Raw genomic sequence first — 3276 nt, 5'->3', positions numbered from 1 at the left:
GCTAATAGCCAAAAAATTGGAGATTTAAGCATTTCAGGTAGTCAATGGCAATTAGCAGATAATACTTCTTTAGACGTATTGGTAGGGGAAGATGAATGGGTTGCGGAGGCGATTTCTATACCTAATTATGCCCCAGATGGTTTGCCCATAATTGCTTTATCTTATTTAATCTTGATGAAATTATCAGCTAGTCGCACTCAAGATTTAGCAGACATCAGTAGAATGTTGGGTTTAGCAAAAGAGCCAGAATTAATTAAAATTAGACAAGTTGTCAAAAAATATTTACCTAGTGCGATCGAAGATTTAGAAAGTTTGATTATGTTGGGAAAACTAGAAATGAACAATTAATAAAGAGCTACTAAAATTATATTATTTATGGAAAAAAATTATGAGAAAAAGGAGAATTAGAACTAATAATCATCCCAGTCAAAATTTAGATTCATTTTTAGATATTTTGACAAATACTGTGGGAGTTTTAATGTTTATTGGTTTGTTTGTAAGTTTATTAGCAGTAGAAGCGGGAACAATTATTCGCACTCCTTTACGAGCTGAAACTAATAAAAAACCCTATTTTTTTGAAGTAAGAAATAATCAAATTTTTCAAGTTAGTGATCCTAAATTAGATTCTGCTGTTGAAAGAACTTTAACTACTTTACCTAATTGTAAAATTCCAGAAATTCCTCAAAATATACCTTCTTATTTATATAATTTTTATATAGAAGAAATAGAAAAATATGAGCTATGTATTTCTAATAGAAATAGCCTCCTACAAAGATTTAATTATAATAATGAATATTACTCTATGAATTTTACTAATGATGGTTCATTAAAATATGAGGCAAAAATATCAGCTTTAGGAGAAAATAAAAATCAATTAAGAGATAAAAATTCTAAATTTAATGGCACTTTAAAACAACTAAATCCTAATGTAAATTATATTGCTTTTATTGTGCGTCCTGACAGTTTTGAGGCGTTTCGAGTTGCGAGGGAAAAGGCTTGGAGTTTGGGTTATGAAGTGGGTTGGGAGCCTATTCCTGATGATCAAATGTTATTATTTGGTTCTGGTGGTCGATCGATCGGGGTACAATAGTTTCCAAGAATGTACCCTTGTGAGTCTTCCCTTCCTCCCCTCTTATCTTCATCATTTTATATCGAACTCAGGTGATTTTAGTGCTGGAAGTATGTCACCTCGATTCTTGATAATTTCTTTTCAGATTTTGTCAAAATTCATTGTAAAATGTAAGTGTAAATTTATGCGAGTCCTATGGTTACACCCCAACCAGTACCTTCAGAGATTATTGAACAAGTAGCAGAGTATTTTAATATTTTGAGTAATCCCATGCGTTTACAAATTCTCAATCTGTTGGGGGATGGAGAAAAATGTGTACAAGAATTGGTCGATCGAACCAACACCAGTCAGGCAAACGTTTCTAAGCATTTAAAAATTATGCTACAGGCAGGAATTATTAATCGCCGTCCCGAAGGTACATCTGCCTATTATTATGTAGAAGATACCCTAATTTTTGAGTTATCTCATCTTGTGTGTAATCGTTTAGCTGAAAAAATCGAAAAACAAGCCCTTCAATTTCGTAATTTAACTTTTGTCAATAAGTTGAGTTAACTTTTGAATACTCACTATCCACTATTCACTATTAATTAATAGGGTTTTCTGCCGTAAAGGTAGGTTAAATATTTGAGATGCTCACTAATATCATCCGTTAAAACACCCTCTAAATAACGCCAACTCCAGTTATCTACGATCGTACCGGGGGTATTCATCTTAGCGTCTGAACCTAAGCCTAACAGGTCTTGTACAGGAAAAATAGCTAAATTGGCTACGGATGCTAAAGCTAAACGAATTAAACTCCAGTGGATACCCTCATTATCAATGTTGCCTAAAAAGTCAACAACCCTTTTTCTTTCCGCAAACGATCGTTTTTCAAACCAGCCTACAGTGGTATCATTATCATGAGTTCCCGTATAAACTACACAGTTTCGATCGACATAATTATAGGGTAAAAAGCCGTTGGCTCGATCGGAATCAAAGGCAAAATGCAACACCTTCATACCGGGGAATTTATACTTATCGCGCAATTCTTCCACTTCTGGAGTAATTACCCCTAAATCTTCCGCAATAATCGGTAAAACCCCTAATTCTGCTTCTAAGATACTGAAAAACTTATCACCGGGGGCTGTTAACCATTCACCATTGATAGCAGTGGTTTCTCCTTCTGGCACAGCCCAATAAGCCTCAAAACCTCGAAAATGATCGATACGCATAATGTCAACGTATTCTAACATTCCCTTGATGCGCTGTATCCACCATGCAAAGTTATTTTCTTCTAATACTTCCCAGTTATAGACAGGATTTCCCCATAATTGCCCTGTTTCACTGAAGTAGTCGGGAGGAACACCTGCCATTAATGCCGCCGCACCTGTTTTTTCATCTAAACAAAATATCTCTTGATTTGCCCACACATCCACGCTATCATGAGCAACATAAATGGGAATATCTCCGAAGATTTTTACGCCTTTTTCGTTGGCATATTCCTTCAAGTTGCGCCATTGTTTAAAAAAGCTAAACTGCAAGAATTTATGATAATACATTTCATGTCCCAGTTTCATTTGCCATGAATGAATGGCATCGGGATGACGTTTTGCGATGGATTCATCCCATTGAAACCATGCTTTTCCGTTGTGATAATCTTTTAACGCCATGTAGAGAGAATAGTCTTCTAACCAGTAACCATAGTCGTAGCAAAATTGGTTAAATTCTTGTTTATACTCGTCATCTTCTCGCTGTTGAAATGCCTCAAAAGCCTTACGCAAGAGGGGATATTTTTCTTTAATTACTAAGTCAAAATTGACGCGCTGGGGGTTTTGTTTGACAAAAATTTCTTTGACGGTATCTAAGTCTTCTTCCTCTAATAATTCATCCCCAAAAAGAATGTCAAGACTAATCATTAAAGGGTTTCCTGCTAAGGCGGAATAGGCTAGATAGGGAGAATTTCCTGCTCCTGTAGGACCTAATGGAAGTATTTGCCATACTTGTTGCTCTCCATTTGCCAAAAAGTCCACAAAACGATATGCCCCATTGCCTAAGTCACCGATACCATAAGCACTAGGTAAGGAGGTTGGATGTAGTAATATACCACTTAGTCTTCGATCGAACATAAACTATAGTTGATTGATTTTACTTTATTATACTCTTCTAGGTCGAATGAAAAATGAAGAATTAAAAACTATACACTATACACTATACACTATACACTATAC

The 3276-nt window shown here is 35.3% G+C and carries 3 protein-coding genes and 1 pseudogene; 3 read left to right on the top strand and 1 reads right to left on the bottom strand.

Annotation, left to right across the window (positions count from 1 at the left end; genetic code table 11):
- The 3 genes and pseudogenes from ACN4EE_RS22540 to ACN4EE_RS22530 all read left to right on the top strand — a co-directional run.
- A pseudogene (locus ACN4EE_RS22540) lies at nt 1-348 on the top strand (hypothetical protein); the annotation flags it as partial.
- 40 nt (nt 349-388) lie between these two features.
- Nucleotides 389-1090 (top strand): hypothetical protein, encoded by a 702-nt coding sequence (locus ACN4EE_RS22535; protein WP_431708760.1) that lies wholly within the window; start codon nt 389-391, stop codon nt 1088-1090.
- Between the two features lie 174 nt (nt 1091-1264).
- The gene (locus ACN4EE_RS22530; RefSeq protein WP_431708759.1) at nt 1265-1621 is read left to right on the top strand and encodes an ArsR/SmtB family transcription factor; all 357 of its coding nucleotides are present in this window, start codon (nt 1265-1267) and stop codon (nt 1619-1621) included.
- A gap of 35 nt (nt 1622-1656) precedes the next feature.
- Here the strand turns inward: ACN4EE_RS22530 and malQ are convergent, their stop codons facing one another.
- Entirely contained in the window at nt 1657-3174 is a 1518-nt protein-coding gene (malQ, locus tag ACN4EE_RS22525; protein ID WP_431708758.1) for a 4-alpha-glucanotransferase, read from the bottom strand.
- Nucleotides 3175-3276 lie beyond the last annotated feature (102 nt).

Origin of the sequence: Geminocystis sp. CENA526, from assembly GCF_050753365.1 — a bacterium.
In the GTDB taxonomy this organism is placed as follows: domain Bacteria; phylum Cyanobacteriota; class Cyanobacteriia; order Cyanobacteriales; family Cyanobacteriaceae; genus Geminocystis.
This window is presented reverse-complemented; position numbering and strand designations above follow the sequence as displayed.